The 23,321-nt window shown below is 71.2% G+C and carries 23 protein-coding genes and 2 pseudogenes; 8 read left to right on the top strand and 17 right to left on the bottom strand.

Annotated features, from left to right (window positions below; genetic code table 11):
• Window positions 1-16 precede the first annotated feature (16 nt).
• Both WAB15_RS37310 and WAB15_RS37305 read left to right on the top strand, forming a co-directional pair.
• Window positions 17-946: a ScbA/BarX family gamma-butyrolactone biosynthesis protein gene (locus WAB15_RS37310; RefSeq protein WP_399148376.1), complete on the top strand. Its 930-nt coding sequence runs from the start codon at window positions 17-19 to the stop codon at window positions 944-946.
• Window positions 947-1,075: 129 nt separating this feature from the next.
• Window positions 1,076-1,840, top strand: a complete 765-nt coding sequence (locus WAB15_RS37305; RefSeq protein ID WP_407289023.1) for an SDR family NAD(P)-dependent oxidoreductase — start codon at window positions 1,076-1,078, stop codon at window positions 1,838-1,840.
• A 28-nt stretch (window positions 1,841-1,868) separates the two neighbouring features.
• Here the strand turns inward: WAB15_RS37305 and WAB15_RS37300 are convergent, their stop codons facing one another.
• The 11 genes from WAB15_RS37300 to WAB15_RS37250 all read right to left on the bottom strand — a co-directional run bounded on the left by WAB15_RS37300 (window position 1,869) and on the right by WAB15_RS37250 (window position 11,719).
• Window positions 1,869-2,609: a 2OG-Fe(II) oxygenase gene (locus tag WAB15_RS37300; RefSeq protein ID WP_407289022.1), complete on the bottom strand. Its 741-nt coding sequence runs from the start codon at window positions 2,607-2,609 to the stop codon at window positions 1,869-1,871.
• Window positions 2,610-2,672: 63 nt separating this feature from the next.
• Complete coding sequence (locus WAB15_RS37295) at window positions 2,673-3,191, bottom strand: methylated-DNA--[protein]-cysteine S-methyltransferase (protein WP_407289021.1); 519 nt, start codon at window positions 3,189-3,191, stop codon at window positions 2,673-2,675.
• A 56-nt stretch (window positions 3,192-3,247) separates the two neighbouring features.
• Window positions 3,248-4,795: an AlkA N-terminal domain-containing protein gene (locus tag WAB15_RS37290; protein ID WP_407289020.1), complete on the bottom strand. Its 1,548-nt coding sequence runs from the start codon at window positions 4,793-4,795 to the stop codon at window positions 3,248-3,250.
• 162 nt (window positions 4,796-4,957) lie between these two features.
• Window positions 4,958-5,128: a hypothetical protein gene (locus WAB15_RS37285; RefSeq protein WP_407289019.1), complete on the bottom strand. Its 171-nt coding sequence runs from the start codon at window positions 5,126-5,128 to the stop codon at window positions 4,958-4,960.
• 130 nt (window positions 5,129-5,258) lie between these two features.
• A complete protein-coding gene (locus WAB15_RS37280; protein ID WP_393496191.1) occupies window positions 5,259-5,486 on the bottom strand; it encodes a hypothetical protein in 228 nt (75 codons plus the stop codon).
• A gap of 391 nt (window positions 5,487-5,877) precedes the next feature.
• Window positions 5,878-6,774, bottom strand: coding sequence for a 2-hydroxy-3-oxopropionate reductase (locus WAB15_RS37275; protein WP_407289018.1), 897 nt, complete (start codon window positions 6,772-6,774; stop codon window positions 5,878-5,880).
• 51 nt (window positions 6,775-6,825) lie between these two features.
• Entirely contained in the window at window positions 6,826-7,677 is an 852-nt protein-coding gene (locus WAB15_RS37270) for a TIM barrel protein (protein ID WP_407289017.1), read from the bottom strand.
• 136 nt (window positions 7,678-7,813) lie between these two features.
• Window positions 7,814-9,595 carry a glyoxylate carboligase gene (gene gcl, locus WAB15_RS37265; RefSeq protein ID WP_399151164.1) on the bottom strand — a complete coding sequence of 594 codons (1,782 nt, stop codon included), beginning with the start codon at window positions 9,593-9,595 and terminating at the stop codon, window positions 7,814-7,816.
• 338 nt (window positions 9,596-9,933) lie between these two features.
• Entirely contained in the window at window positions 9,934-10,425 is a 492-nt protein-coding gene (locus WAB15_RS37260; RefSeq protein ID WP_399151165.1) for a cupin domain-containing protein, read from the bottom strand.
• A gap of 282 nt (window positions 10,426-10,707) precedes the next feature.
• Window positions 10,708-11,145 (bottom strand): VOC family protein, encoded by a 438-nt coding sequence (locus WAB15_RS37255; RefSeq protein ID WP_399151166.1) that lies wholly within the window; start codon window positions 11,143-11,145, stop codon window positions 10,708-10,710.
• A gap of 1 nt (window position 11,146) precedes the next feature.
• Window positions 11,147-11,719, bottom strand: coding sequence for a DinB family protein (locus tag WAB15_RS37250; protein WP_407289016.1), 573 nt, complete (start codon window positions 11,717-11,719; stop codon window positions 11,147-11,149).
• Between the two features lie 61 nt (window positions 11,720-11,780).
• Here WAB15_RS37250 and WAB15_RS37245 point away from each other — a divergent pair, with 61 nt between their 5' ends.
• From WAB15_RS37245 to WAB15_RS37235, 3 genes and pseudogenes are all read left to right on the top strand, one after another.
• Window positions 11,781-12,740, top strand: a complete 960-nt coding sequence (locus WAB15_RS37245) for a helix-turn-helix transcriptional regulator (protein ID WP_407289015.1) — start codon at window positions 11,781-11,783, stop codon at window positions 12,738-12,740.
• A gap of 306 nt (window positions 12,741-13,046) precedes the next feature.
• Window positions 13,047-13,487, top strand: coding sequence for a VOC family protein (locus WAB15_RS37240; RefSeq protein ID WP_399151169.1), 441 nt, complete (start codon window positions 13,047-13,049; stop codon window positions 13,485-13,487).
• 167 nt (window positions 13,488-13,654) lie between these two features.
• Window positions 13,655-13,930 (top strand): annotated as a pseudogene (locus tag WAB15_RS37235) (GNAT family N-acetyltransferase); the annotation flags it as partial.
• Window positions 13,931-13,948: 18 nt separating this feature from the next.
• Here WAB15_RS37235 and WAB15_RS37230 read toward each other — a convergent pair.
• A pseudogene (locus tag WAB15_RS37230) lies at window positions 13,949-14,394 on the bottom strand (pyridoxamine 5'-phosphate oxidase family protein).
• 216 nt (window positions 14,395-14,610) lie between these two features.
• Window positions 14,611-16,023, bottom strand: a complete 1,413-nt coding sequence (locus WAB15_RS37225) for a globin domain-containing protein (protein ID WP_407289014.1) — start codon at window positions 16,021-16,023, stop codon at window positions 14,611-14,613.
• A gap of 169 nt (window positions 16,024-16,192) precedes the next feature.
• Here WAB15_RS37225 and WAB15_RS37220 point away from each other — a divergent pair, with 169 nt between their 5' ends.
• Window positions 16,193-16,927 (top strand): response regulator, encoded by a 735-nt coding sequence (locus tag WAB15_RS37220; RefSeq protein WP_407289013.1) that lies wholly within the window; start codon window positions 16,193-16,195, stop codon window positions 16,925-16,927.
• A 154-nt stretch (window positions 16,928-17,081) separates the two neighbouring features.
• On the opposite strand, the gene WAB15_RS37215 is transcribed toward WAB15_RS37220, so the two are convergent.
• A complete protein-coding gene (locus tag WAB15_RS37215; protein WP_407289357.1) occupies window positions 17,082-18,755 on the bottom strand; it encodes a GAF domain-containing protein in 1,674 nt (557 codons plus the stop codon).
• A 371-nt stretch (window positions 18,756-19,126) separates the two neighbouring features.
• Between WAB15_RS37215 and ctaD the strand changes: the two genes are divergently transcribed.
• Window positions 19,127-21,100, top strand: a complete 1,974-nt coding sequence (gene ctaD / locus WAB15_RS37210; protein WP_407289012.1) for a cytochrome c oxidase subunit I — start codon at window positions 19,127-19,129, stop codon at window positions 21,098-21,100.
• Between the two features lie 24 nt (window positions 21,101-21,124).
• Here ctaD and WAB15_RS37205 read toward each other — a convergent pair whose 3' ends face one another.
• Window positions 21,125-21,934, bottom strand: coding sequence for an alpha/beta fold hydrolase (locus WAB15_RS37205; RefSeq protein ID WP_407289011.1), 810 nt, complete (start codon window positions 21,932-21,934; stop codon window positions 21,125-21,127).
• Between the two features lie 103 nt (window positions 21,935-22,037).
• On the opposite strand from WAB15_RS37205, the gene WAB15_RS37200 reads away from it, so the two are divergent.
• Window positions 22,038-22,406, top strand: a complete 369-nt coding sequence (locus WAB15_RS37200) for a MerR family transcriptional regulator (RefSeq protein WP_407289356.1) — start codon at window positions 22,038-22,040, stop codon at window positions 22,404-22,406.
• A 124-nt stretch (window positions 22,407-22,530) separates the two neighbouring features.
• Here WAB15_RS37200 and WAB15_RS37195 read toward each other — a convergent pair whose 3' ends face one another.
• Entirely contained in the window at window positions 22,531-22,773 is a 243-nt protein-coding gene (locus WAB15_RS37195) for a HisA/HisF-related TIM barrel protein (RefSeq protein WP_407289010.1), read from the bottom strand.
• Window positions 22,774-23,022 carry a hypothetical protein gene (locus WAB15_RS37190; RefSeq protein WP_407289009.1) on the bottom strand — a complete coding sequence of 83 codons (249 nt, stop codon included), beginning with the start codon at window positions 23,020-23,022 and terminating at the stop codon, window positions 22,774-22,776.
• Window positions 23,023-23,321 lie beyond the last annotated feature (299 nt).

Raw genomic sequence — 23,321 nt, 5'->3', positions numbered from 1 at the left:
CGAAGCCCCACAGCACATGCCACTGGAATCCGGACGGCGCGCCGCGCCCCGGTCCCTTCCCGGAGACCCGGTCCGCCGCGAATACGTGCACCGTCCCATCGTCGACGACATTCTGGTCACTTCTTGGCGCAGACTGGACGACTCCCACTTCTCGGTGACCGCCCAGTGGCCCAGCGACCACGGATACTTCACCGCCAACCAGGACCGTCACCGGCTCATCCTCATCGGTGAGACCATCCGCCAGGCGGGGCTGCTGCTCTCCCACACGGAACTCGGCGTACCGGTCGGCCACCACTTCATCCTCGGGGACCTGATCTTCGCCACACACTCCCCGCACCTCGACACCGGGGGCCGTCCCACGCCCCTGACGATCGACGTCGTGTGCAGCCAGATGCGCATGCGGGCCGGCACGCTGACCAGCGGCCGGTTCGACATGACCCTGCGCTCGGCGGGCCGGATCGTGGCGACGGGCCACTCCCATGTCACCGTCACCTCGCCCGGGGTCTACCGCCGGATCCGCGGCGAGCGGCTGACCGCGCGGCGCGCCCCCGGGCCGCTGCCGGCATCCGTCCCGCCGCGGCTGACGGGCAGCGCCACCGAGCACGACGTCCTCCTCTCCCCCGCGGACCGGCCCGATCGCTGGCTGCTGCGCATCGCGCCCGACCACGCCGCGGTGGTGAACCCGGCGAACGATCATGTTCCCGGCATGGTGCTGCTCGATGCGGCGCAGCAGGCCGCGCACGCCCTGACCGCGCCCGACGGCTTCGTCCCGTACGCGCTCGGCACGGAGTTCCTCCGCTACGCCGAGCACGGCACCCCCTGCGTGATCGAGGCCCGCTGGGTCCCGCCGGCACTGCCCTGCACCAGAATGGTCCAGGTCACCGGCTTGCAGGACGGTGAGCCGGTGTTCGTCTCCACCCTCACGGCACTGGACGCCCGCGGCTGAAACGCAGCCCGCAAGCCGCACGCGCGCCAGTGCCCTCGCGCCTGCACGTGCATGCGCCGTCGCCACCCGGCGATCGACCGCAGCCGGTGACGGCACGCCCGCCACAAGCACAGGAAAGGCCAAACGACCATGGGTGACCTCAAGGGGAAGACCGCGCTGGTGACCGGCTCCAGCCGGGGAATCGGCCGGGCCATCGCGCAGCGCCTGGCTCAGGACGGTGCCCTGGTCGCCGTCCACTACGGCAGCAACGACACCGCCGCCAAGGAGACGGCCGAAAGCATCACCGACGCCGGCGGCCGGGCGTTCGTCATCGGCGCGGAACTGGGGGTTCCGGGCGATGCCGAGGCCCTCTTCGCCGCCTTCGACGCCGAACTCGCCGCCTGCGGCGCGGAGCCCGGCCTCGACATTCTCGTGAACAACGCGGCGCTCAACTTCCCCGGGCGGATAGACCAGGTGACTCCCGAGGAGTTCGACCGCACCCTCGCGGTCAACACCAAGGCCCCGCTCTTCATCGCCCAGCACGGCCTGCGCCGGATGCGGGACGGCGGACGGATCATCAACGTCTCGTCGGCGGTGACGAGTACGGCGCACCCCTCGCAGATCGCGTACAGCATCGCCAAGGGCGGGCTGGACACCCTCACGCTCGCCCTCGCCAAGGAGCTCGGCGACCGCGGCATCACGGTGAACACCCTCGCCCCCGGCTGGGTCGAGACCGATGTGACCGCGGTGCGCAGGTCGACTCCCGAGGGCCGGGCCGCGCTGGCGGCCTATTCGGTGTTCAACCGGATCGGCAGGCCCGCCGACATCGCGGACGCCGCCGCGTTCCTTGCGTCGGACGACTCCCGCTGGATCACCGGCCAGCGCATCGACGTCACCGGCGGCTCCATGCTCTGACCCGGTCGGGCGCATCCCTGGCCGGGCCTCACGCGTCGTGGAAGACCAGTCCCAGGGTGTGCCGGCGGCCGGAGCGGACGGTGCTGACTCCATGGCGTACGGCACCCGCCGACCAGCCTCGGGCGGAGCGTACGGGGCGGTCCCGGGTGGTGAAGATCAGGCCGTGTCCCGCGGGCAGGACGGTGGTGGTGCCGCGGGACTGGGCCCGCGGCCGCTGCTCGACCAGGAGGAACTCCCCGCCGGTGTAGTCGGCGCCCGGTTCGTTGAGGCCGATGACGACCTGGAGCGGGAAGACCCGCTCCCCGAACACGTCGCGGTGCAGCGCGTTCCAGTCGCCCGCCCCGTAACGCAGCAGGATCTGCGAGGACTTGGTCTGGCCGGCGTCGTGGCAGCGGGCGAGCCACTCCCCCAGGGTGTCCGGCCAGGGCGCCGTTCTGCCGAGCCTGTCCGCCCACTCGCGGGCGGTCCTCAGCAGATACGGATAGAACGCCTCCCGCAGCGCCTGGACCGGTCCGGGCAGCGGATCGGCGAAGTAGCGGTACTGGCCCGAGCCGAAGCGGTGCCGGGCCATGTCGATGGTCGAGCGGAAGCGGGCCGTGTCGTCGTACAGGGTGATCAGGGCGCGGCGGTCTGCCGGAGAGAGCAGACGCGGGGTCAAGGCGCACCCCGTGGCGTCGAGTTCCTCCCCGATGGCCGTCCAGTCGGCGGCCGCGACCCGGTCGGCGAGGACGGTTTCATGGGCTCGGCGCTTGAGGGTCGTGGTGGTCATGGCGGGCTCCCTTGGGGCGTCGGCGTTCAGGGGCGGCGCGCGGCCGGCCGGCGGCGGGCGCGCTCAGGCGGCGTCCGGTACGGCGCCCTCCAGGCCGAGGAGCTGCCGCTTGCGTTCCGGGCCCCCCGCGTAGCCCGAGAGCGATCCGTCCGCGGCGATCACCCGGTGGCAGGGCCGGACGACGAGCAGCGGATTGGCGCCGATCGCCGTGCCGACGGCGCGGACCGCGCCCCGCGCCGCCCCGATGTCGGCGGCGATCCGTCCGTAGGTGGTCGTGGTCCCGTACGGAATCTCCTCCAGCGCCTGCCATACGCGCCGCTGGAAGTCCGTGCCCGTGCCCGGGGTGGCCGTGAACTCGATGTCGAAGCGGGTCAGCGTCCCGTCGAAGTAGGCGCGCAGCTGGCGCGCGATCTCGGCGAACGCGTCGGGGGCGTACGTCCAGCCGTCCCGGACGGCCGCGCCGCCCTTCTGGCCGGGTACGGTCAGCGAGGTGAGTGCGGTGCCACCGGGTGCGGTGGCCGACTCCTCGCCCACCAGGAGGAGTTCACCCAGCGGGCTGTCGAGCGTGCCGTAGTGCGTCATGGTCCTGTTTCTTTTCTTTCCGTGGTCTGCGGATATGGGTCGGTACGGGGGCCGGTCTACGGACGTGGGTCGGTCTGCGGAGACGGTTCGGTCCGGGTACCGGCGGTGCCGCGGTGCCGGGGCTCCTCCGCTGCGGCCGGCGCGTTCCAGAAGTGGTGCATCGCGTAGGAGCTCCACGGGCGCCAGGCCTGCGCACGGTCCGTCAGATCGTCCGTCGGGGCGCCGGCCCGGCGCATTCCGGCCAGTACGGCCGCGTCGCCGGACAGCAGCACATCGGGGTCCGCCAGTGCGCGCATCCGGATGTAGCCGGCGGTCCAGGGGCCGATGCCGTGCAGGTCGAGGAGCCGGCGCTCGACCTCGTCGCGGTCCGCCCCGGAGTCCAGGGTGAGGGTGCCGTCGGCGAGCGCGGTGCTGAGGGTGCGCAGGGTGTTCCGCCGCTGCTCGGGCATGCCGAGCGCGGCGAGCGAGGTCTGCGCCAGGTCCTCGGGACGCGGGAAGAGGTGGGTGAGCCCGCCCGCCGGTTCGGGCAGCGGTTCCCCGTAGGCGGCGACCAGCGCGTCGCCGAGGGTGCGGCCCGCGGTGACCGAGATCTGCTGGCCCAGGACCGCGCGGATCGCGAGCTCGTGCGGGGCGGGTGTGCCCGGGGAGCGCAGCCCGGGGCGCTGGTCCACCAGCGGCGCCAACGCCGGGTCCGCGGCGAGCCGCTCGGCCACCGCGTACGGATCGGCGTCCAGGTCGAAGAGGCGGCGCACCCGCTGGCTCGCGGTGGTGAGATCGCGCAGCTCGGTCAGGTGCAGCCGGCACTCCAGCCAGCCCGCTCCGGGCGACTCGTCGACCTCGGCGACACCGGGTCCGTTCGGCAGGCGCAGGGTGCGCCGGTAGGTACGGGCTCCGGGCTCGCCGGTCACCTCCTCGACGCCGGTGATCGCGCGGCGCTGGAGGTGGTCGAAGATCTCCCGTGCGGCGTACGGTCCGCGGTAGGCCAGCCGTAGCGGCAATACGCCGGGGGTGGCGGGCGGGATCGTCGGGCCGCGTCGGGGCGCCTTCCCGGGACGGGCGGTGCGCAGCGCACTCGGGGTGAGCGCGTAGATCTCCTTGATGGTGTCGTTGAACTGGCGCACGCTGGCGAACCCGGCCGCGAAGGCGACCTCGGCCACCTGCAGGTCGGTGGTCTGCAGCAGGACCCGGGCGGTGTGGGCGCGTTGTGCCCGTGCCAGCGCCACCGGCCCCGCGCCCAGCTCCGCGGCCAGCTGCCGCTGGACCTGCCGCGCGCTGTAGCCGAGCCGCGCGGCCAGTCCGGACACGCCCTCCCGGTCCACCACCCCGTCGCCGATCAGCCGCATGGCGCGGCCGACGACATCGGCGCGGGCATTCCACTCGGCCGAACCGGGCACCGCGTCGGGCCGACAGCGGCGGCAGGCGCGAAATCCCGAGCCCTGCGCGGCCGCCGAGGTCGGGAAGAAGCTGACGTTGCGCCGCCGGGGCGTGGTCGCCGGGCAGCTCGGCCGGCAGTAGATCCCCGTCGTGGACACGGCGAAGAAGAACGCACCGTCGAACCTGGCGTCTCTGCTGCGCACCGCCTCGTACCTGCTGTCCTCGTTCATCACAGAGTCCACTGTGCGGCAGGCCGGACGGTGACGCTGGCGGAAATCGGACAGCGCGCTCGGCCGCCGAGGAGCGCTATGACGAGCGTGCGCAGAGCCGTACTGCGGAGGCCTACGGCATCGCCCGCGACATCGCCGATATCGCCACCGCTATGACGCCGGCTACGACGCCGCCGCGGCGAGGATCACCAGGATCAGAACGATGACCAGGGTCTCCCAGCGCATGGCTCTGCGTATGACGTCCATGCTCGGCACCGAAGCGGACCCGTGCCTCGTCGAGCCGCAGGTGCCATAGTCGTCGCCGCCGGAATCGCCGTCCCCGCCATCGCTCATAACCCAGCCCCCGTTCCTCACCATCATTGCCCCCGGCCACGACCTGACCGCTGTCCCTGTCATTCATACCCCCTGCCACCGACAGCGGAGTTGGCGCCCCTCCCGGCTGTCGCGGGTCGCGCGTCGCGCGTCACGGCGACGGCATCGGCCAGTCGTCCAGCGAGCCGCCACGCCACTCGACGAGACCGGGATCATCGAGCCGGATGTCCTCGGCCGGGCCGGCGACTCCCGCGCGACGCAGGAACTCGGCAACATCGCCGCGGCCGTGTGCCAGGCCGACGATCTGCCCACGCACGGTCACCCGTCGACCACCGGAGGGCGTCGGCGGGTGCACGATGACGGGCGGGTGCTCGGACATGCATCCAGCGTGCGCCGGGCTCCGCACCCCCGCACCTCGACAGCCTCCACAGGCGTCAATCCTCGGCGGGATGCCGCGGACGGTACGACGAAGCCCCGGCCAGACGGGGGGAACTGGCCGGGGCGGTTCGGGGCGGGTGCTTCGCCGCACCGCACGCCCGATTGAACGGTAAACAACGTATTGCCGTTCCGTGAAGGGGGCGTGAGGAGCGTCACGTCCCGAAATGCCCCCGATACATCACCCGATCCGTCAGGCGCGCCCCGGTGCGCACGGGCACACGGGCACACGGGCACACGAAGCATCCGAATGCATAAACCGGCGCCGCGACTGCAGTGCGGCAGTCGCGGCGCCGGCCGTGTGGCGGCGGTCCGGGGTAGCCCCCGTGACCGGTTCAGCTTTCGGTGGTGTGTCCGGAGAGGCGTTCGACGCCGCGCAGGAGGGCGGAGTGGTCCAGGCCGCCGTCTCCTTGGGCGCGCAGGGAGGCGACGAGGGAGGCGACGACGGTGCCGACGGGGAGGGCTGCGCCGACGGTGCGGGCGGCGTCGGTGACGATGCCCATGTCCTTGTGGTGCAGGTCGATGCGGAAGCCGGGCTTGAAGTCGCGGTTTTTGAAGTTGTCGGTCTTGCGGGCCAGGACGGTGGAGCCGGCCAGGCCGCCGCCCAGGACGTCGAGGGCGGCGGCGAGGTCGACGCCGGACTTCTCCAGGAAGACCACGGCTTCGGCGCAGGCTTGGATGTTGATGGCGACGATGAGCTGGTTGGCGGCCTTGACGGTCTGGCCGGAGCCGTGGGGGCCGCAGAGCACGATGGTCTTGCCGAGGGCTTCGAGGACGGGGCGGGCGGTGTCGAAGTCGTCCTGTTGGCCGCCGACCATGATCGACAGGACGGCTTCGATGGCGCCGGCCTCGCCGCCGGAGACGGGGGCGTCCAGGACGCGGATGCCCTTGTCGGCGGCGGCCTTGGCCAGGTCGATGGAGGTCTGGGGGGTGATCGAGGACATGTCGATCAGCAGGGCGCCGCGCTTGGCGTTGTCCAAGATGCCGTCGGGGCCGTAGGCGATGGCCTCGACCTGCGGGGAGGCCGGGACCATCGTGATGACGATGTCGGCGTCCTTGACCGCTTCGGCGATGGAGCCGGCCGCGGTGCCGCCGGCCGCGGCGAGGCGCTGGAGCTTGTCGGCTTCGAGGGTGTAGCCGGTGACGGTGTAGCCGGCCTTGATCAGGTTCTCGGCCATGGGCGAGCCCATGATGCCCAGCCCGACCCATGCGATCTTGGGGAGATTGCTCATTGGAAATGCCTCTTTCAAGCAGGTGCGTCAGCCGGCAGGTCGGCTGATAGGTCAGGAGGTGGTGGGGGTGGCGGCGCGCAGGGGGGCGGGGAGCCATTCGAAGGCGCCGGCGCTGGGGCCCTCGCCGGGCTTGTACTCCAGGCCGATGAAGCCGTCGTAGCCGGCCTTCCTCAGGCGGTCGATGAGGCCGTCGAAGTCGAGTTCGCCGGTGCCGGGGGCGCCGCGGCCGGGGTTGTCGGCGATCTGCACATGCGCGGTCTTGGCGGTGTAGCGGTCGATGACCTCGTCGAGGTCCTCGCCGTTCATCGACAGGTGGTACAGGTCCATCAGGAACCGGGCGTTGTCCAGCCCGGTCGCCGCGTTGACCGCGTCGATCACCTCGATGGCCCTGGGCGCCGAGACGATCGGGCACCGGGGCGACTCGGGCGCGTTGAGCGCCTCGATCAGCAGCGTCCCGTCGACCTCGCCCACCGCCCGCGCGGCGAAGGCGAGATTGGCCAGCGCCAGCTCGTCCTGCTCCGCGGGGTCCACACCCTCGACGCGGTTGCCGTACAGGGCGTTGAACGTGGTGCAGCCCAGCGAGGTGGCGAAGGCGATCGCGACCGGCACATTGGCGCGGAAACGCTCCGACTCCTCACCCGGCACCGACAGTGCGCCGCGGTCGGGGCCCGGCAGCCGACCGGCGTAGAAGTTCAGCCCCACCAGCCGCACCCCGGCGTCCTCGAGCGCGACCCGCAACGCATCCAGCTCCGCCTGCTCCGGTACCGGGGCGTCCACCCACGGCCACCACAGCTCCACCGCCGTGAACCCCGCCGCCCGCGCGGCCGCCGGCCGCTCCAGCAACGGAAGCTCGGTGAACAGGATCGACAGATTGACGTTGAAGCGCGTGTCCGTGAAACCCATAAAGGCCGGCGCTCCTTCCGGATAGCGGATTTTTGTTTCTGTTCTACGAGATAGTGGCGATGCCGGGCGCGCCGGTCAAGCGCGCCCGGCCCACCGTCCGGGCCGGATCCGGGTCAGGTCCGGATCCAGCTCGGCGTCAGGACTTGAGCGGCTTGATCGCGGTGGGGGCGTGCCCCGGCTCGGTCGCGATCTCCTCCCACTCGTTGACGCTGGCGATGTCGGAGCCGCTCATCGAGATGTTGGTGATCCGCTCCAGAACGGCCTCGACGACGACCGGGACGCGGTACTCGGCGGCCAGCTTCTTGGCCTCCTCGAAGGCGGCCCCCAGCTCGTTCGGGTCGGTGACCCGGATGGCCTTGCAGCCCAGGCCCTCGGCGACCTTGACGTGATCCACGCCGTAGACGCCGATCTCCGGCGAGTTGATGTTCTCGAACTCCAGGTTGACCTGGAAGTTGATGTCGAGGTTGCGCTGCGCCTGGCGGATCAGGCCCAGGTACGCGTTGTTCACCAGGACGTGGACGTAGGGGATCTTGTGCTGGGCGCCGACGGCCAGCTCCTCGATCATGAACTGGAAGTCGTAGTCGCCGGAGAGCGCGACGACCGGCGACTCCGGATCGGCGGTGGCGACACCCAGCGCGGCCGGGATGGTCCAGCCCAGGGGGCCGGCCTGGCCGCAGTTGATCCAGTGGCGCGGCTTGTAGACGTGCAGCATCTGGGCGCCGGCGATCTGGGAGAGGCCGATGGTGGTGACGTAGCGGGTTTCCGGACCGAAGGCCTTGTTCATCTCCTCGTAGACGCGCTGCGGCTTCATCGGGATGTTGTCGAAGTGCGTACGACGCTGGAGCTCGGCCTTGCGCTCCTGGGTGGAGGCGGCCCAGGCGCCGCGGTCGGGCAGCTTGCCGGCGGCCTTGAGCTCCTTGGCGACCTCGACGAACAGCTCCAGCGCGGCCTTGGCGTCCGAGGCGATGCCGAAGTCCGGGGCGAAGATCTTGCCGATCTGGGTCGGCTCGATGTCGACGTGGACGAACTTGCGGCCCTGGGTGTAGACGTCCAGCTTGCCGGTGTGGCGGTTGGCCCAGCGGTTGCCGATGCCCAGGACGAAGTCGGACTCCAGGAAGTTCGCGTTGCCGTAGCGGTGCGAGGTCTGCAGGCCGACCATGCCGGCGTTCAGCTCGTGGTCGTCGGCGAGGATTCCCCAGCCCATCAGGGTGGGGATGACCGGGATGCCGGTCAGCTCGGCGAACTCGACCAGCAGCTCGGAGGCGTCGGCGTTGATGATGCCGCCACCGGCGACGATCAGCGGGCGCTCGGACTCGTTGAGCAGCGCGATCGCCTTCTCGATCTGCGCCCGGGTCGCGGCGGGCTTGAAGGCCGGCAGCGGCTCGTATGTCTCGGGGTCGAAGTCGATCTCGGTCAGCTGGACATCGATCGGCAGGTCGATCAGGACCGGGCCGGGACGTCCGGAGCGCATCAGGTGGAAGGCCTGCTGGAAGACACCGGGGACCTGCGCGGCCTCCATCACGGTGGTCGCGGCCTTGGTCACCGGCTTGGCGATCGAGGCGATGTCGACGGCCTGGAAGTCCTCCTTCTGGATCACCGCGGTCGGCGCCTGGCCGGTGATGCACAGGATCGGGATGGAGTCACCGATCGCGGAGTAGAGGCCGGTGATCATGTCCGTGCCGGCCGGGCCGGAGGTGCCGATGCAGACGCCGATGTTGCCCGGGTGGGTACGGGTGTAGCCCTCCGCCATGTGCGAAGCGCCCTCGACGTGACGAGCCAGCGTGTGGTCGATCCCACCCGCGCCCTTGAGCGCGGCGTAGAAGGGGTTGATCGCGGCACCGGGCACTCCGAAGGCGTTGGTCACGCCCTCGCGCTTGAGGATCTCCACCGCGGCACGGGCGGCTGTCATTCGAGGCATCGAGTACTCCTGCGTCGACCTGTCACGGGCACGCTCCGGCGAAGGACCGGAGTTCCTTAATTCCGCATCATGGAATTAATGTTTTGCTTTATGGAAGGAAAGTAGAGCGCGCCGCATCGCCCGTCAAGGGGATGACGGGCGCCTGATGCCGGAATGTCCGCGATCGCGCGAGTTCGACGGACGGCGCGGGGGTGCCGGCCACCCCCGGACATCCAGCGGCAAGTACGCAAAAGGGGCCCCATCCCCTACGGGGTGGAGCCCCTGAGCCGCAGCGAAAGACCGCTCCTACCTGCTGGCTCTACGGCATCGTGGCTGTCCCTACAGCACCGCGGACGTCCCTACAGCACCGCGGATGAAGGGTCCTGGTAGGAGCTGGTCCGGTAGCGGCTGCGGAACTCTGCCAGTAGCTCGTCGGTCACCTCGGCTCCGGCACTCACGGCGGCGTGGACGTCGCGGAAGTAGTCCTCGTAGCCGGCGGGCGTGTAGAGACACAGGGCACGCGCGGGCACCGTTCCCGCATTGCGGAAGCCGTGCGGGGTGCCGCGGGTGGCGGCGAGCAGATGACCGGGGCCGGCCGTCACCTCACCGTCGCCGGTGTGGAGCGTCAGCTCCCCTTCGAGAACATAGAAGTACTCGTCGTGCCCGTCGTGTACATGCGGCCGGGCGCCTATGGTGCCGGGCGCGAGGCGGAACTCCTCGAAGGAGAAGCGCCCGCCGGTGTGTTCACCGGTGAGCTTGAAGAAGTGCTCGACGCCGGCGACGTCGAGGAGTTCACCGTCCTGAGGGCTGCGCAACAGCGGACGGTCGGGAGTACGGGCCTCATCAGTCATGACGGCATTGTTGCCCAGCGGAGCTGCGTTGCGGCCCGAACAGCCTGGGTTGCGGCTGCCGTCGGCGTACGCCGGGGCGCCGGAACACCCTGGGCACGGCGTCCGGCTCGATGCACGCCGCCGGGGCTTCGAGAGTCACGCGAGCCGATGCTCCCTTGAAGCGGCCCTGTGTCCGGCCGAACCGGCCGCGCCCCGTCGGCAGTTGACGTCCCCTGTGCGCGTCGCCGCCGGCCGGCTGAGCGATGCCGGCCGGCGCACGGATCAGCCGAGACAGAACCCATTTCAGTCGAGGCAGAACTCATTGCCCTCGGGGTCGGCCATCACGAGATGACCAGCCCCGAGCGGAGGAGCGGGCTCGGAGCGACGGAGCCGGGTGGCGCCCTGGGAGATCAGCCGCTCGGCCTCCTCCTCCAGGGCCGCCATCCGTGCGTCGCCCGCAAGCCCGGGGGCGGCTCGTACGTCGAGGTGCACGCGGTTCTTGGCCTGCTTGCGCTCCGGCACCCGCTGGAAGAACAGCCGCGGTCCGGAACCCTCGGGGTCGACCACCGCCGAGGCGTCGTTGCGTCTCTCGGGCGGCACCCCCATCGCCTCCAGGGCCTGCTCCCACGACGCGAAGCCCTGGGGCGGGTCCTGCAGTCGGTAGCCGAGGGCCTCGGCCCAGAACGCCGCCAGCCCGGCCGGGTCGGCGCAGTCGAACGTGATCTGGATGTCGCGCGCCATCTCAGCTCGTCTCCCGGCGGGTGTGCAGGTGGAGGTCGCGGAGCAGGCACACCTCGGACAAGTGGTGGATCAGCTCGCGGTTGATGTGCAGCACCAGCGACGCCATAGGACGCTCGCCGTACGGCGCCTCCGCCTCCCCGCACGGGCGCGCAAGGCCGGTGTCGCCGAGGGACTCGACCCCGGCCAGCCACGTGGCGTACTCCGCGTCGAGCTGGGCCAGCGCCTCGTCCGCGGTCCCTGCGTACTCGAACGACTGGTAGTCGGTGGCCGCGCGACCGAAGTGCGCGGCGTTGCGCATCGCGAGCACGCCGACGATCACGTGCCCGAGGCGCCAGGCGATCGTGGTGAACGGTCGCGGTTCCGGCTCCGGCATCGCGAAATCGATGGTCATCGCGCCGGTCCCGGCCTGGACCGGCGCGGTGCCGGTGCCGCGCGGGCGCACGCTCCAGCAGTCGGGCACCGGCTCCCAGAAGTACTCGTCGTCGGTGAGCCCGTCGAGGCGGTCGCGCAGCTGGTTGGCCCAGTGCCAGGAGATCTGGTCCCGGAGCAGGGGATTCCACGTCTGATCGGTCATGGACCCAGCCTTCCGCATATAGCGGACAGCTTCCTTCCGTAATGCGTGAAACGATGAGCGCATGACCGTTGAGGCGACGACCGAACGGGTGCTGCGGCTGCTGGCGCTGCTGCAGCGCCGGCCGTCATGGACCGCCGCCGAGCTCGCCGCCGAGCTGGGGGTCACCGACCGCTCGGTGCGCCGCGACGTGGAGCGGCTGCGTGCGGTCGGCTATCCCGTGCACGCTACGGCGGGCGTCGGCGGCGGCTACCAACTCGGCGCCGGCACCCGGCTGCCGCCGCTGCTCCTCGACGACGAGGAGGCGATCGCGACGGCGGTCTCCCTGCGGCTGGCGTCGGGCGGCACGGTCGCCGGGGCGGGCGAGGCGGCGCTGCGCGCGCTCGCGAAGCTCGACCAGGTGATGCCGCCCCGGCTGCGCGCCGAGGTGCGGGCCGTCCACGGCGCGACCGAGACCCTTGTCGGCCCCGGGGTCGAGATCGACGCGGAGCTGCTGGTGACGCTCGCGCGGGCCTGTCGCGACGCCGTACGGGTGCGCTTCCGCTATGCCGGACGCGGCGGCGGGGAGCGCGAGCGCACGGTCGAGCCGGTGCGGATGGTCGCCACCAGCCGTCGCTGGTACCTGATGGCCTGGGACGTCGACCGCGACGACTGGCGCACCTTCCGGCTGGACCGGATGCACGAGGCGGTGGCGACGACCTGGCGCTTCCGGGCGAGGGAGCATCCGGACCCGGTCGCCTACGTGCAGCGGTCCGTGACCGAGGCGCCGTACCGCTATCTCGCCCGGGTGCGGGTGCACGCCCGGCCCGACCAGGTACGGGAGTTGGTGCCGCCCCAGGTGGGTCGCGTCGAGGACGATCGCGACGGGTGGTGCGTACTCGTCGCCGGCGGGGACGACCTGGACTGGCTCGCCATGCACGTGGCCCGGCTGGGCTTCGACGCGGAAGTGCTGGAGCCGCCCGAGCTGCGGGCGGCCGCCACCGTGCTCGCCCGCCGCCTCGCGGCAATGGGCGGGACCGGCTGACCGGGGCTGACCGGGGCTGACCGGCCAGCATCGTGCCTGCGGCGGGAGCCCGGCCGAGAAACACGGCCTTGCCTCAGCCCACCATGATCACTAAGGTCGTTCGGGTGACTGCCGGGTCGGCCATGGGCCATACACGAGTGAGGTTCCCCCCGGCCTCTGCATGAGCGCGGTGGGAGTCCCCCCGCTCGAGCGAAGCCGAGAGTGGGGGAGGGCGAGAGCACCGCCCCCTTTCCGAGTCTTTCTGCCCGGCGCCCGCATGCGGCGCCCCTCCCAGCGGATTCCAAGACCGGAGAAGACACACCACCCATGCCGAACCACCTGCCGAACGAACAGCAGCCCCCGAACGCATCCGAGCCGCCGGCGGCCTCCATCCAGCTGAACCACACCGCCGTCTACGCCAGGGACCGGCAACTGTCGGCCGAATTCCTCGCCGCGATACTGGGGTTGAAGGTCGGCGCGCCCTTCGGGCCGTTCCTCCCCGTCGACCTCGGCAACGGCGTGACGCTCGACTACTACGAGAAGCGTGACGAGCCGATCCAGTCGCAGCACTACGCGTTCCTCGTGCCGGACGACCAGTTCGACACCATGATCGCCCGTCTGGAAACGGTCGGGGTCACCTACTACGCCGACCCCGGCCACACCGAACCCGGGCAGATCAACCGCCTCTTCGGCGGTCGCGGCGCGTACTTCGACGACCCGGACGGCCACAACATGGAAATCATGACCCGGCCCTACGTGCGCCCCTAGCCGACGACCGATCGGCCTCGCCGAACTCCTCCCCCTCGTCTGTCCCCGGGCCCACGCCCGGGGACGGACGAGGGGCGCTCGCCGAGGCTCCTGACGAAGAGTGTCGCGAAGAGGCACCCAGGTCCGACGGAGTCGTGTACTACTTCATCAAGGCGCAGGCCTGCAGCGCCTTCCCCGGTACGGGAATGGCCGGAGACCTGCTCCCCATTCCCGAGCCGGTGCACCCCGATCTGACGTTTGTGCGTGTGACGACCGATGAGCAGTTGCGCGCCTATGCGGACCTCAACTCGCGCGGCTATGGGATGCCGTTGGCAGACGGCCGCGACGGGCTCCTCGGATCCACGCACTGGACGAACGAGGTGTACGCCTACCTGGGCATGCGAGGCGACGTACCGGTGGCGTGCGCCGGTGCCGTCGAAGCAGACGGCCGTCTCTTCGTCGTTCCACCGGTGGCCGCCTGGCTAACGGGACAGCCGCAATCCCGTGACCAAGTCCGGGCGGATCCGCAGCGCGTAGGACATCCGGTGGTCGGCCCAGGGGTGCAGCAATGCCTGATAGTGCGCCAGATCGTCGGGGTCGCTCACCAGGTGGCAGTAGCCGGTCACCACCACGCTCCAGCCGCAGTGCGTGGCCGGGTCGATGGCGTCGGCCTCGTAGGCGACGACCACCCTTCGCCCTCGGCGTGCTCGGTCAGGCTGGTCAGTGCCGCGCCCTCGTGGGTGCGGATGATCACCTCGCCGTGGTGGAGGAGGTGGTTCACGGGGCGGATGGCCGGCAGCGCGTTCTGGGTGAAGACGATCCGGCCCAGCGACACGCTGCCCAACAGGCGGAGGGCCTCGGCGCGGTCCAGTTCGGTGCTGCGGCGGGAGGCTTCGCGGTCGGCCCAGGCCACCGGATCGGAGTCGATGGTGGTCCCGGTGGTGTGCCGGGCCGGGATGTCGTTCACGGCGTGCTCCCTGTCCTGGTGACACTGCAGATGCGCTGATGAGGCGCTGATGAGGCGCTGATGAGGCGCTGAGCTTTCGGCCAGTAGACGCCCCTCGGCGGCCACCCGCCAGGGCCGTTCGGCCCACCTCGGGCAGCGCGGTCGGCGGACCGTGCGACGTTCAGGGCCGGGTCGGCGTCACCGCGCCGCTCCGGCCACCGCGCCGTCCGCCGTGTGCGCCGGGCAGCGGTCGGCCGGCGGGGACAGTACGTCCGGCACCGGGTCGTGGCGGATCCGGTCGGCCGGCATGCCGGTCGCGGTCAGCCGCGCGACGGTGGCACCGACCATGGCCGGTGGACCGCTGACGAAGGCGAGGTGCTGCGACCACTTCCGGTCCCGCGCCACCGCCTCGGCCAGAGGCCCGTATTCGGACAGCGGGTCGCCACTGCCCGGGGCGACGTCCTCGTCCAGCACCCGGACCACCCGCAGCCGGTCGTGGCGCGTCGCCAACCGGGCCAGTGCCGCGGCGTCATACAGCTCGGCGCGGCTGCGGGCGCCGACGAAGAGGTGGACCCGGCCCACCGGGCGCTGCGGAAGTCCGGCGGACCCGCGGCGGCGGCCCTCCCACTCCTCCAGCAGCGCCTTGATCGGCGCCCAGCCCGTGCCGCCCGCCACCATGAGCAGATCGCGGGAGCGGTCCTCGTCCTGGAGCGTCATCGTGCCGTGCGCCGGGCCCAGCTGCAGGGTGTCGCCGACCCGGGTGCCAGTGACCAGGGCCTCGCTGACGTCGCCTGGGCCGGTCCGCCGGACGTGGAGGGCCACCTCGCCGTCGGGCCCCGGCGCCGACGCGAGGGAGTAGTGCCGCCACGCCTGCGGCATCAGTGGGGAGGCGACCGCCGCGTACTGGCCGGCCCGGTACGGATACGGCTCGTGGGGCCGCACCCGCAGCACCGCGAGGTCCGGGCGGCGCCGCTCGTGGGCGGTCACCGTGCCCTGCCAGCACGGGGGTTCGGCGAGCGCCGCGTCGGCACCCTCGACCATCGACGCGACGGCGAACCGCAGCATCCGTACCCACGCCTGTTCCACCGCCTCGGCCCAGCGGGGCCCGGCGGTGCTCCGCAGCGCCGCGCACAGCGCCGTCTCGAAGGCCTCGTAGTGCACCGGCCGCACCCCGAGCTTGCGGTGGTCATGACCAAGCTGCCGGAAGTAGGCGGCCACCTCGGCGGGGCGGTGCAGATTCTCGATCAGGTACCAGAAGGCGCGGGCCAGATGTGCGCGCTGGAACTCCATGGACGCGGGGAACAGCGATCGCAGGTAGGGCCACCGGGCGAACATCTCGTCGTAGAGGCGGGCGATCAGGTCGCCGAACGGCGTGACCAGGTCGAGGTACTGGGTGATCAGCCGCTGGTCCGCGGCACCGTCGTAGGCGGCGGGCGTTAAGTCCGGTGCGGGTGCCCGGCCCTGGCCGAGGATGCGCTGCCGCAGCCGCATGGCGTCGTGCCGGGCGAGCAGGGCGTGGTACTCGCCGCCGACGGTGTCCGCGGCAGGGCATCCGGACGGTACGGACGAAGCGGAACGCGGGGGCTGGTACGGCTGGATGGGCTGATGCATGGGGGCGACCTCCTGACGGGGGGCGTCAGTATCGCAACGCGGTGCCCTGCCCGAAGGGCCCCGATCCCCCAGGGCCGTTCGGCCCTTGCGCCGGCCGCCGGGCCCGACGAACCTCGTGGTCGGGACCGTTGTGCCCCGCCGAACCGCGAGAACCACAGAGCGAGAGTGCATGAACCAGCAGCCCGTTCACCCCGCCCCCGACACGCCCGTCGACGCCCCCGATGCGCCGCTGCGCGTCTTCATCCTCGACGACCACGAGGTGGTCCGCCGCGGAGTACGGGACCTTCTGGAGGCGGAGGAGGACATAAAGGTCGTCGGGGAGGCGGGGGACGCCCGGCAGGCCCTCGCCCGGGTGCCCGCGGTCCGGCCGCAGGTGGCCGTCCTCGACGTCCGGCTCGGCGGCACCGGCGGGCCCGAAAGCGACCACGAAGGGATCGAGGTCTGCCGGGAGTTGCGGGCCCGCATGCCGGAGCTGGCCTGCTTGATGCTGACGTCCTTCGACGACGACGAGGCGCTGTTCGACGCCATCATGGCCGGGGCGGCCGGCTATGTACTCAAGCAGATCGACGGCAGTGCGCTGGTGCACGCGATCCGCACGGTCGCGGCGGGGCAGTCGATGCTGGATCCGCGCACCGCGACGCGGGTGATGGAGCGACTGCGCGACCCGGGCCGGGGCCAGGCGGCTGAGGCGGAGACGTCCGAACTGGGCCTGCTCTCACCGCGCGAGCGGGAGGTGTTGGACCTGATCGGCGAGGGCTTGACGAACCGCCAGATCGCGGACCGGCTGTTCCTCTCGGAGAAGACGGTCAAGAACCGGGTGTCCGCGATCCTGTCCAAGCTGGGGGTGGGCCGCCGGCTCCAGGCGGCGATGGTCGTCGAACGGCTGAAGGGGCCACGGGTGTGACAGTGGCAACCCCGGGAACGCCGAGGGCCTGACCTGCCGCTCCCGGGGTGCCGCGAGCCGAACGGTGCCCCGGCGTCACTCCGGCATCCCGCATCCCCTCGTCCGGCACCGGAACGGGCCGGTCAGTCGGGCAGCGAAACCGGAACGGGCCGGGTCAGTCGGGCAGTGGCACCCGCCACACGATGCGAGTGCCGCCGCCCTCCGGTCTCTCGACGGCCAGCCGGCCGCCGTGCATATCGGCTCGGGCCCGCATGTTGGCCAGGCCGCCGGTATGCGGTGCGTCCCCGACCCCCATCCCGTCGTCCGTCACCGTCAGCGTCACCGCGTCCGCGGTCACCGACAGCGTCACGTCCAGGTGGCGGGCGTCGGCGTGGCGGGCGGCGTTGCTCAGCGCCTCCGCGGTCACCGCCACCAGGTGCTGGGACAGCTCGTCGGGGACCGCGGCGTCTACCGGGCCGTCGATCCGCAGCGCCGGGCTGAAGCCGAGAGGACCGGCCGCCCGCTGCACGGTCTCGGTCAGATCGCGGCGCAGACCGCGGCCGCCCTTGCCGTCCCCGGTGGTGCGCAGCCCGAAGATGGTGGAGCGGATGATCTTGATGGTGGTGTCCAGGTCGCTGACCGCGCGGCCGACCCGTTCGGCGGCCTCCGGACGGTCGATCAGCCGGGTCGCGCTCTGCAGGGTGATGCCGGTCGCGAACAGCCGCTGGATGGCGAGGTCGTGCAGGTCCCGGGCGATCCGATCACGGTCGTGGAGGACCGTGAGCTCCTCCGACTCGTCCCGTCGGCGGGCGAGTTCGAGGGCTATCACGGCCTGGTCCGCGAAGCCCGATATCAGGGTGACCTCGGCGTCGTCGAAGGCGGGCCGCCCGGCCAGACGGCTCAGCCGCAGTGCGCCGCAGCCGGTGTCCACCTGGAGCGGGACGGCGACCGTCGGCCCGTACGCCTCCACGGACTCGCCGTTCGATGCGGCGCCGCGCGACTTCGCTTCCCCGGGCGGATGCACGGCCTCGGTGCCGGGGGCGTCCGGGCCGAGCGGGTACGCCCGTGGGTCGGCCCGTAGATCGGCACTGACCACGGGGCGGCCGCTGCGGACGGCCATCCCGGGCAGTGAGCCGTCGGCCGGTACGCGCAGCCCCAGGATCCGGCTCGCGCCCGTACCGCATGCCACCGCCACCGTCAGCTGGTGCGCGGACGAGGGCGCCGGCAGCAGGACCGCCGCGCAGTCCGCGCCGGCGACATCCTGCGCGTGCTGTGCGATCAACCGCAGCACCTCGTCGGCGTCGGTACCGGACAGCAGGCTGCGGGTGATCTCGCCCAGCGCCTCCGACCACCGTTCGCGGCGGCGGCTCTCGTGGTACATGCGGGCGTTGTCGATCGCCACTCCCGCCGCGATGGACAGCGTGGTCAACACGGCCTCGTCGTCGACGTCGAACGAGCCGCCGCCCCGCTTCTCGGTGAGGTAGAGATTGCCGAACACCTCGTCGCGGACCCGGACCGGCACGCCCAGGAAGGTCCGCATCGGGGGATGGTTGGCCGGAAAGCCATAGCTGTGCGGATGCCGGGTGAGGTCGGTGAGCCGCAGCGGCGCCGGGTTGCGGATCAGCTCCCCGAGGATGCCGCGCCCGCACGGCGTCCGGCCGATCAGCCCGATGAGCTCGTCGGACATCCCGACGGGCAGGAACTGCGACAGCTGCCCGTCCCCGACCACGCCGAGCGCCCCGTACTCCGCGTCGGTGAGGGTGACCGCCGCCTCCACTATGCCCCTGAGCACCTGCGGGAGTTCGAGCCCCCGCCCCAGGCTCATCACGGCGTCGAGCAGGCTGCGCATCCGGTCCGGTGCGTGGAGCTGCGGCCCGTGCGGACCGCTCGCGGACGGTGCGTACTGCTGCGATTCGGACATGACCGTGCTGCTCCAAAGATCCCGTACGTCTGCTCGGAAGCGTACGTGATCACCGCGGCGGCGCCCTCGGGCACCGGTGCCGACCGGCCACTCGTAGACGTCTGCGACGGGGTCCGACCGTCCCGCCGCCGAGGGCCGGTCGCGGTCCGAGGGAGGGCTGTTCGGCCCTGGGGTCCGCGCAGCCGCCCGGCTGACGATGTGTCTGCCGGGAAGGGCCGGTCTCCCCCGTGCCAATGGCTCTTCCCGGCTCCGGCCGCTCCCGGCCCGGTTCCCGTTTCCGAAGTGGAGGACACAGCACGGTGAATGGTGGGGAAGTACGGACGAAGGCGGTCGGAGAACCGGCGCGCGGACGGGCCGCGGCCCGGGCCCCGCGCCGGCACAAGGCGGCGGGGTGGCACACGGCGGTGGAGTGGCTCACGACCACCGACCACAAGCAGATCGGAACGCTCTACCTCGTCTCGGCGTTCGCCTTCTTCCTCATCGGCGGGGTGATGGCCCTGCTGATGCGTGCCGAACTGGCCCGCCCCGGCACCCAGATCCTCTCCAACGAGCAGTTCAACCAGGCGTTCACCATGCACGGTTCGGTGATGCTGCTGCTGTTCGCCATGCCGCTGTTCACCGGCTTCGCCAACTGGCTGATGCCGCTGCAGATCGGCGCTCCCGATGTGGCCTTCCCTCGGCTGAACATGCTCGCCTTCTGGCTGTTCCTGTTCGGATCGCTGATCGCCGCGGCCGGCTTCCTGACCCCGCAGGGCGCCGCGGACTTCGGCTGGTTCGCCTATGCGCCGCTGTCCGACGCCGTCCACTCACCCGGTGTGGGCGCCGATATGTGGATCATGGGTGTGGCCCTCTCCGGCTTCGGCTCCATCCTGGGCGCGGTCAACTTCATCACCACCATCGTCTGTATGCGCGCCCCCGGCCTGACGATGTTCCGGATGCCGATCTTCACCTGGAACGTGCTGCTGACCGCGGTACTGATCCTGATGGTCTTCCCGGTCCTCGCCGCCGCGCTGTTCGCCCTGGAGATGGACCGCAAGTTCGGCTCCCACGTCTTCGACGCGGCCAACGGGGGCGCGCTGCTGTGGCAGCACCTGTTCTGGTTCTTCGGCCATCCCGAGGTCTACGTCCTCGCCCTGCCGTTCTTCGGCATCGTCTCCGAGGTCATACCGGTCTTCGCCCGCAAGCCGATGTTCGGCTACATCGGCCTGATCGCCGCGACGATCTCCATCGCCGGCCTGTCGGTGACGGTCTGGGCGCACCACATGTACGTCACCGGGGGCGTCCTGCTGCCGTTCTTCTCCTTCATGACCTTCCTGATCGCCGTCCCCACCGGGGTGAAGTTCTTCAACTGGATCGGCACCATGTGGCGCGGCTCACTGTCCTTCGAAACCCCGATGCTGTGGGCCACCGGCTTCCTGGTCACCTTCGTCTTCGGGGGCCTGACCGGCGTCATCCTGGCCTCCCCGCCGCTGGACTTCCACGTCTCCGACACGTACTTCGTCGTCGCGCACTTCCACTACACGCTCTTCGGCACCGTGGTGTACGCGATGTTCGCCGGGTTCCACTTCTGGTGGCCCAAGTTCACCGGCAAAATGCTCGATGAGCGGCTCGGCAAGATCACCTTCTGGACGCTCACCGTCGGCTTCAACCTCACCTTCCTCGTCCAGCGCTGGCTCGGCTCCGCCGGTATGCCCCGGCGGTACACGGACTACCTCGCCGCCGACGGCTTCACCACCCTCAACACCCTCTCCACCATCGGCTCCTTCCTCCTCGGCCTCTCCTTCCTGCCGTTCTTCTACAACGTCTGGAAGACCGCCAAATACGGCACCGTGGTCGGCTGCGACGACCCCTGGGGCTACGGCCGCTCCCTGGAGTGGGCCACCTCCTGCCCGCCGCGACCGACCTACGAGCCGGCGCCGACCGCCCCACGTCCCGATGCCTCGCGGCCGCCGCCTGCCTCACCGGCTGGGCAACGATCGCGCTGTCGGCCCCCCTGCTCCTGGCGGCCGCCTCCTGGACCACACTCGGCGCCGTCACCGCCCTCGGCTCCACCGCCGCCCTGCTCCTCGCCGCCCTCGCCCGCACCCACCGCGCCCTGGAGCGGCGCGCAACCCGTCAAACCTGGGCCGCACTGCGCCTACGGCCCCCCGCCCCACGGAAACCCGGATGGTCCCACCCGAGCCGGACCTTCCTCCCACCGATGCGCTGCGCGCCGGCGACTTCGGCCGAGCCATTCCGACCCCGGATATTTGGTAACCACCGGAGGACGTTGAGCCCGGCGGCCGGCCGGCTGGGTGTCACGAGGCAGTCTCGACGAGGAACCGCCGTACGTGTCCCAGCCACACCGCACGGTCCGCCTCGTCCAGGATGTGCCCGCCACCGGGGATCTCGACCGTCGTGGCGCCGGGAATACCCGCGGCGAGTCGACGCGGGCTGTCGGGCAGCACCAGCCGGTCGCCGGTCGGCACCGCCACCAGGGTGGGTACGCGTACGTGCCCGAGGTCGTCGCGGACGTCCAAGCGCGTGATCAGCTCGAAGTGGGCCAGCATTCCGGCGGGCATCGCGGCCAGCACGCCGTCGACGGCCACCTCGACGTCCTCCGGGGACATCGCGGCGAGCTGGCGCTCCGAGAGGCAGGAGAGCAGCGCGAGCCGGGACACGGCCCGCCACTCCCCCGCCATCCCAAGGGTAGCGAGGAGTTGCGCCGCACCCCCGAGCACGGGGTCGGCGACCGCGAATCCGGCGGTGAGCACGAGGGCCGCGACGCGTTCGGGGTGCCGGACCGCGGCCCGGACCGCCACTGCGGAGCCCAGCGATTCGCCGATCACGGCGAACCGTTCGTGTCCGCTGTCGACGGCGGAGGCCACGACGGCGTCGGCGAGCGCGTCGAGGTCGAGCGGTGCGTCCGGGAGGGGCGTACGGCCCACGCCCGGGTAGGACGGACCGATCGTCGTGTGGTCCCGTCCCAAATCGTCGAGTACGAGCCCGAAGTTGCCCTCGACACCGCCGCCGGCCCCGTGCGCGAGGAGCAGCGCGGGTCCGTCGCCCCGTACGTCGACATCGAGCTGGTAGCGGTGCGCCTGGAGAAATGCCTGTTCAGAAGCCATGTCCAGGACGTTAAACTCTGACATCGGTGTCAGAGTCAAGTCGTTCAGAATCAAGTCGTTCAGAGTCAAGTCTCTGAGTCGGGGGGAGATGGTTCAGGTGCGGATGAAGGAGATGGCCCAGCGGTCCGGCGTGCACGAACGCTCGTTGCGCTACTACGAGAAGCAGGGCCTGCTCGCACCCCAGCGTCTGTCCAGCGGCTACCGCGAGTACAGCGAGGCGGACCTGGAGACCGTGCGCCGCATCCGCTGCCTGCTGATGGCCGGGTTGTCGACCGTCGTCATCGCCCAGGTCCTCCCCTGCCTCCGCGACGACGACAGCCGTCTCGCGCCCACGTGTCCCGACCTCGTCGGTCAGCTGAGGGGCGAACGGGAGCGCATGACCCGCGAGATCAAGGCGCTGAACACCTCCCGCGCTCTCCTCGACACCGTCCTCGATGCCGCACCCCGGGAATTCGCCTGCCAGGCTGACTGAGGCCGGGCTGTCCCATTGGTAGCCGTGGCTGTGACTGAGCGTTCTGGTCGGCCAGTTGAGCATGGCACCTGGCATGGGCCGGGCCCTGGGACGTGGCGTCCCCATGTCCCCGGCGACACACCTACTACGCACTGCTGGCCACGAAGGCCAGCGCCTGGGAGAGGGAGAAGGCCCCGGTGTACAGGGCGCGGCCGACGAGGGCGCCGTCGACTCCGTTCGGGGCCAGTGCGGCCACTGCCCGCAGGTCGTCCAGGGTGGCGATGCCGCCAGCGGCCAGCACGGCAGCAGCGGTCCGGCCGCACACGTCGCTGATGAGTTCCGAGTTGGGGCTGGTCAGGCTTCCTTCCCGGCTGACGTCGGTGACCACTTAGCGGGCGCAGCCGGCGTCGTCGAGCATGGTGAGCGCGCTCCACAGGTCGCCGGCGTCCGTGCCACGCCCCGGACCGGCCAGGCGTGGGCCGCGGTCGGTCAGGTGGACCGGCAAGCTGACGCCGATCCGCTCGCCGTGCCGGGCGATCGCCGTGGCGCACCAGCGGAGGTCGGTCAGGGCGCTGCGCCTGAGGTTGAAGCGGGCGCAACCGGTGGCAAGAGCGCGTTCGAGGGCAGCCTCGTACACAGCGCAAACCCGTCACCCGGACCCGGCTCCGTTCTCACTGGCCGCTGGCAATGACGGGTCCGCAGGCACTCGACTGACCAAGGGCAGCGCTCACTGGCCATCTCCTTCAGGCCCTCAGCCGCAGTGTTCTGGCGCTGGTGTGCGGTGGAGCCGGCGGCTTGGAGGATGTCGTCTCACGTGGTGCGGCGTCACGGGGCACTTCGTTTGCTGACGGCTTCATCCCGTGGAGCAGACGACATCCTCGCGTTCTTGCTGTCCGTCGCAGGCCAAGTAGCTTCTTGACCCTCACACCGTGTCAG

The sequence above is a fragment of the Streptomyces sirii genome (genome assembly GCF_045690365.1).
In the GTDB taxonomy this organism is placed as follows: domain Bacteria; phylum Actinomycetota; class Actinomycetes; order Streptomycetales; family Streptomycetaceae; genus Streptomyces; species Streptomyces sirii.
This window is presented reverse-complemented; position numbering and strand designations above follow the sequence as displayed.

Bases quoted from the DNA above. Each gene is read 5' to 3' on its own strand.
- WAB15_RS37310 (WP_399148376.1), top strand. From the start codon at position 17: ATGCCACTGGAATCCGGACGGCGCGCCGCGCCCCGGTCCCTTCCCGGA.
- WAB15_RS37305 (WP_407289023.1), top strand. From the start codon at position 1,076: ATGGGTGACCTCAAGGGGAAGACCGCGCTGGTGACCGGCTCCAGCCGG.
- WAB15_RS37300 (WP_407289022.1), bottom strand. From the start codon at position 2,609: ATGACCACCACGACCCTCAAGCGCCGAGCCCATGAAACCGTCCTCGCC.
- WAB15_RS37295 (WP_407289021.1), bottom strand. From the start codon at position 3,191: ATGACGCACTACGGCACGCTCGACAGCCCGCTGGGTGAACTCCTCCTG.
- WAB15_RS37290 (WP_407289020.1), bottom strand. From the start codon at position 4,795: ATGAACGAGGACAGCAGGTACGAGGCGGTGCGCAGCAGAGACGCCAGG.
- WAB15_RS37285 (WP_407289019.1), bottom strand. From the start codon at position 5,128: ATGAGCGATGGCGGGGACGGCGATTCCGGCGGCGACGACTATGGCACC.
- WAB15_RS37280 (WP_393496191.1), bottom strand. From the start codon at position 5,486: ATGTCCGAGCACCCGCCCGTCATCGTGCACCCGCCGACGCCCTCCGGT.
- WAB15_RS37275 (WP_407289018.1), bottom strand. From the start codon at position 6,774: ATGAGCAATCTCCCCAAGATCGCATGGGTCGGGCTGGGCATCATGGGC.
- WAB15_RS37270 (WP_407289017.1), bottom strand. From the start codon at position 7,677: ATGGGTTTCACGGACACGCGCTTCAACGTCAATCTGTCGATCCTGTTC.
- gcl (WP_399151164.1), bottom strand. From the start codon at position 9,595: ATGCCTCGAATGACAGCCGCCCGTGCCGCGGTGGAGATCCTCAAGCGC.
- WAB15_RS37260 (WP_399151165.1), bottom strand. From the start codon at position 10,425: ATGACTGATGAGGCCCGTACTCCCGACCGTCCGCTGTTGCGCAGCCCT.
- WAB15_RS37255 (WP_399151166.1), bottom strand. From the start codon at position 11,145: ATGGCGCGCGACATCCAGATCACGTTCGACTGCGCCGACCCGGCCGGG.
- WAB15_RS37250 (WP_407289016.1), bottom strand. From the start codon at position 11,719: ATGACCGATCAGACGTGGAATCCCCTGCTCCGGGACCAGATCTCCTGG.
- WAB15_RS37245 (WP_407289015.1), top strand. From the start codon at position 11,781: ATGACCGTTGAGGCGACGACCGAACGGGTGCTGCGGCTGCTGGCGCTG.
- WAB15_RS37240 (WP_399151169.1), top strand. From the start codon at position 13,047: ATGCCGAACCACCTGCCGAACGAACAGCAGCCCCCGAACGCATCCGAG.
- WAB15_RS37225 (WP_407289014.1), bottom strand. From the start codon at position 16,023: ATGCATCAGCCCATCCAGCCGTACCAGCCCCCGCGTTCCGCTTCGTCC.
- WAB15_RS37220 (WP_407289013.1), top strand. From the start codon at position 16,193: ATGAACCAGCAGCCCGTTCACCCCGCCCCCGACACGCCCGTCGACGCC.
- WAB15_RS37215 (WP_407289357.1), bottom strand. From the start codon at position 18,755: ATGCGCAGCCTGCTCGACGCCGTGATGAGCCTGGGGCGGGGGCTCGAA.
- WAB15_RS37205 (WP_407289011.1), bottom strand. From the start codon at position 21,934: ATGGCTTCTGAACAGGCATTTCTCCAGGCGCACCGCTACCAGCTCGAT.
- WAB15_RS37200 (WP_407289356.1), top strand. From the start codon at position 22,038: ATGAAGGAGATGGCCCAGCGGTCCGGCGTGCACGAACGCTCGTTGCGC.